At 64.7% G+C, this 3455-nt stretch carries 3 protein-coding genes; 1 reads left to right on the top strand and 2 read right to left on the bottom strand.

Annotated elements, in window-relative coordinates; genetic code table 11:
• Window positions 1-26: 26 nt before the first annotated feature.
• Window positions 27-1031 carry a taurine ABC transporter substrate-binding protein gene (gene tauA, locus ACOZK4_RS23630; RefSeq protein ID WP_421594164.1) on the bottom strand — a complete coding sequence of 335 codons (1005 nt, stop codon included), beginning with the start codon at window positions 1029-1031 and terminating at the stop codon, window positions 27-29.
• Window positions 1032-1518: 487 nt separating this feature from the next.
• Here tauA and ACOZK4_RS23625 point away from each other — a divergent pair, with 487 nt between their 5' ends.
• Window positions 1519-1983 carry an RrF2 family transcriptional regulator gene (locus tag ACOZK4_RS23625; RefSeq protein WP_421594162.1) on the top strand — a complete coding sequence of 155 codons (465 nt, stop codon included), beginning with the start codon at window positions 1519-1521 and terminating at the stop codon, window positions 1981-1983.
• 45 nt (window positions 1984-2028) lie between these two features.
• Here ACOZK4_RS23625 and ACOZK4_RS23620 read toward each other — a convergent pair whose 3' ends face one another.
• Window positions 2029-3129: an acyl-CoA dehydrogenase family protein gene (locus ACOZK4_RS23620; protein ID WP_421594161.1), complete on the bottom strand. Its 1101-nt coding sequence runs from the start codon at window positions 3127-3129 to the stop codon at window positions 2029-2031.
• Window positions 3130-3455 lie beyond the last annotated feature (326 nt).

Below are 3455 nucleotides of genomic sequence, written 5' to 3'. Positions count from 1 at the left end.
CACCTCCGCCGCAGGATGTTCGCCGATCAGTAGGCGAGTTTGGTCGCGTCCGTGACCCAGCGGGTGGAGACGTAGGGCTTGTAGTCGGAAAGGGTGGCCGGGATCTTGCCCTGTTCGAGCAGGAAGGCCGCGGTATCGGAAACCGCCTTCACCGTGCCGCCGCCGAGCAGCGCTTCACCGGCCTGCTCTTCCAGCGTCGGGAAGATATAGCCCTTGAGGAGGGCCGGAACCTCGTCCTGCTTGGCGCCGGTGAGGCGGGCGATCTTTTCCGCTTCCGGCGAGGTGGCGTTCCAGGCGTCCGGATTGGCGCGGTAGGCGGCCGTCGCGTCACCCGTCACCTTCACGAAGGCGGTCACGACATCGGGATGCTCTTCGGCGAATTTCTTGCTGACGATCCAGGCGTCGAAGGTCGGGCCGCCCCATTCGGCGACGTCGGCCGAGGTCGCGAGCACCTTGCCGCTCTTCTTCAGTTCGGAGAGCACCGGATCCCAGACATAGGCGCCGTCGAGGTCGCCGCGCTCCCAGGCGGCCGCGATTTCCGGCGGACGCAGGTTGAGGATCTCCACCGATTTCGGATTGACGTTCCAGTGCTTCAGCGCGGTCAGCAGGCTGTAATGGGCGGTCGAGACGAAGGGAGTCGCGACCTTCTTGCCGGCGAGGTCTTCGGGCTTTTCGATGCCCTTCACCGCGACCGCCTCGGCCTCGCTGATCAGGCCGACGACGAAGATCGTCTCGATCGGCAGTTCGCGGCTGGCGGCGGCGGTGAGCGGCGAGGAGCCGACATAGCCGATATCGAGCGAGCCGGAAGCGATGGCCGCGATCACGTCGGCGCCGCCGTCGAATTTCTGCCAGTTGATCTTGGCGCCGGTCACCTTCTCATAGGTGCCGTCGGCCTGGGGGACGCGTGAGGGCTCGACGATCGGCTGGTAGCCGATGTTGAGCGTTACCTCCTCGGCGAAGGCCGTGCTGAAGGATGCGGCCAGCGTCAGGGCGGCGGTGGCGGCCAGCAGGGTTCTGCGGGTGATGGTCATGGAGCTCTCCTCAAGTTGCCGTTGCCCGAGGTCTCTGGCGGGCCGGTGACTTGAGATTATATAATCGATAAATTTAGTAGAGAAATTTTCGCCTCAATTTTGCGGCCGCTCGGCAATTGGTTTTGCGTTCACTGCGGGGTGTCGTGGAACGGGACGTACGGCCCTACCGTGGGTGGCAGAAGCGGAAAATGCGGGGCATGTGGTCGAAGACGGCAGAAAATGATGCGGATAGGGCACGTCTTACAGGAAAACCGCGTGAAAACGCGAAAAGCCAGGCTGTTCTTCTTGCGACGCACGGCGCAAATAAATTATACCGTTTTTATATGTTTTTCGCACTTCGGTGCCTAGAATGAGCCGGAATCACCCGTCAAGGGTGAACCGATCGATCTTCCCGAAGACGACGGACCCATCCCGAGAGCGGGACAGACGGTTTCGCGCCGCCGGGTGATCCGGACGAGTAAGACATGCGGATGGAAAGCAGGCGGACATGCTGACGAAAAAGGGAAAATACGGACTGAAAGCCCTGGTGGATCTGGCGCGGCTTGCGCCCGGTGAAACGGCTTTCGTCAGCGAGATCGCGCTGCGCAACAACATTCCGAAGAAGTTTCTCGACACGATCCTTCTGGAGCTGCGCAATGCCGGCATGCTGCGCTCCAAGAAGGGGCCGGGCGGCGGCTATTCGCTGTCGCATGCCGCCTCCGAAATCCGCATCGGCCACGCCATCCGCGTGCTCGATGGTCCTCTGGCACCCATCCGCTGCGCCAGCCGCACGGCCTTCGAGGCCTGTGAGGATTGCGCCGATCCGGAAACCTGTCAGGTTCGTCGCGCCATGACTGACGTGCGCGACGCCATTGCCTCCATTCTCGATACGATGACGCTGGAACAGTTCGTCGCCGTCCCCGGCGCTGCCGCGATCATCGACGAGGAAGAACTGGAAAAGCGCGCCGGCTGAGGCGCTTCATGGCCCGTCCATCGGGGCGGGCCAGCCCGACATGTTTCAGGTTTCGGCCTCCGGCGCATGCCGGTGCATCTCGATCAGCAGGCGGCCGCTGTGTTCCAGAGCGGCCCGTGACGGGGCAGACAAGGTTTGCTCCGCTTTTTCCATCCCGACCGATCCGACCTGCCGTATGGCGCTCGCCGCCTCCTGCGCCACCGTGAGCGCGGCCGTTGCGGCGAGGAAGGCGTTTGTCCGGTGCTGTCCGGCCAGGCCGATCTGGGCGGCGTCGATGGCGCGTCCGGCCTCCTCGGCCATGGCCTCCGCTGCGGCAAGGCGGGCGGCGAGCAGGCCGACCGGGAGCGGCTCCGTCGCCCCATCCAGAACCTGACGCAGCGCGCGACGGCCGGCGCCGAGATGGCGGCTTGCCTCCAGCAGAAGATCGAGGGCGTGGGGAACGGGTGGCTGCGGCGTCTCGCCGGCAGCATGCAGCAGGACATCGCCGTCGATGAGCACATCCTTGAACAGGACCGGCTCGGCGGGTTGCACGCCGCCGGGGGCGGGCTCGCAGCTGTTGGCGGCGTAGCGCAGGCCGTCGATTCGGGTCGGCAGCAGCAGGCCGGCGGTCTTGCCGGTGTCACCGAGCACGGGGATCAGCATCCAGTCCGCATGCCGCGTGCAGGGCGTCGACAGCGCCTCGCCGCTCAGGCGATGGGCAAGGCCGACAATGGCCAGCGGCAGGGCCTCCAGATCGGCGCCGTTGCGCCGGCCGACGGCCCTTGCGAGCCGGGCGCCGGAGCGGGCGGCGGCAAAGATCGTGTTGCGCTGGCCCTCGGTGCCGAAGCTGCGGATATGTTCGAGCGCGGTGAAATGCGCAGCAAGGATTTCGCCAAGCGCGGCCGAATGCGACGCGGCCTCCGCGCAGACGGCGACCAGAACGGTGTTGGAAACATCGATGCCGCCCTGTTCGGTGGGAACGGAAATGCCGAACAGGCCTGAGCGGGAGAGCAGATCGAGTCGCGCTTCGGCCGTGCCACTTGCCGCCGGGCCTGAAAGATCGAACAGGCCCGCTACCGTGCGGGCCACCTGTATCGCTTCGTCTTCGGTGCCGATCACTGCGGCGGTGCGCACCGGTCGGTCAAGTGCGGATGAAATCGTACCCATGGCGTCAGCTCCTTGCGGAAGGTGGTTTCAGGGTGCGCTGGTTCGGTCGGGCAAAAGATCATATTCTATAGACATTGTATAGATCGCTTTGGCGCCCGGTGCAAAGCCGGACAGTCCGGAGTTTTTGAACGGCTTGGCAATTCTGCTGCACTAAATTGGGCCGTCTTGCGAGCGAAAGACAGAATGGAAAACCCGTCGTCCGGTTCTTCGCTCACGCATCACGACGCTCATGCGGGCGCAGAATAGCACTGGCTCCGTTCCGTTCAAGCCGGCGGATCGCTCAAGCCGGACCGGCCCGGAACCAAGCGGAGCACCGGCCGTTTCCC

Source organism: Shinella sp. M27, assembly GCF_049199905.1.
In the GTDB taxonomy this organism is placed as follows: Bacteria; Pseudomonadota; Alphaproteobacteria; order Rhizobiales; family Rhizobiaceae; genus Shinella.
The sequence above is the reverse complement of the archived record's forward strand: the minus strand, read 5'-3'. Positions and strand labels throughout refer to the sequence as shown.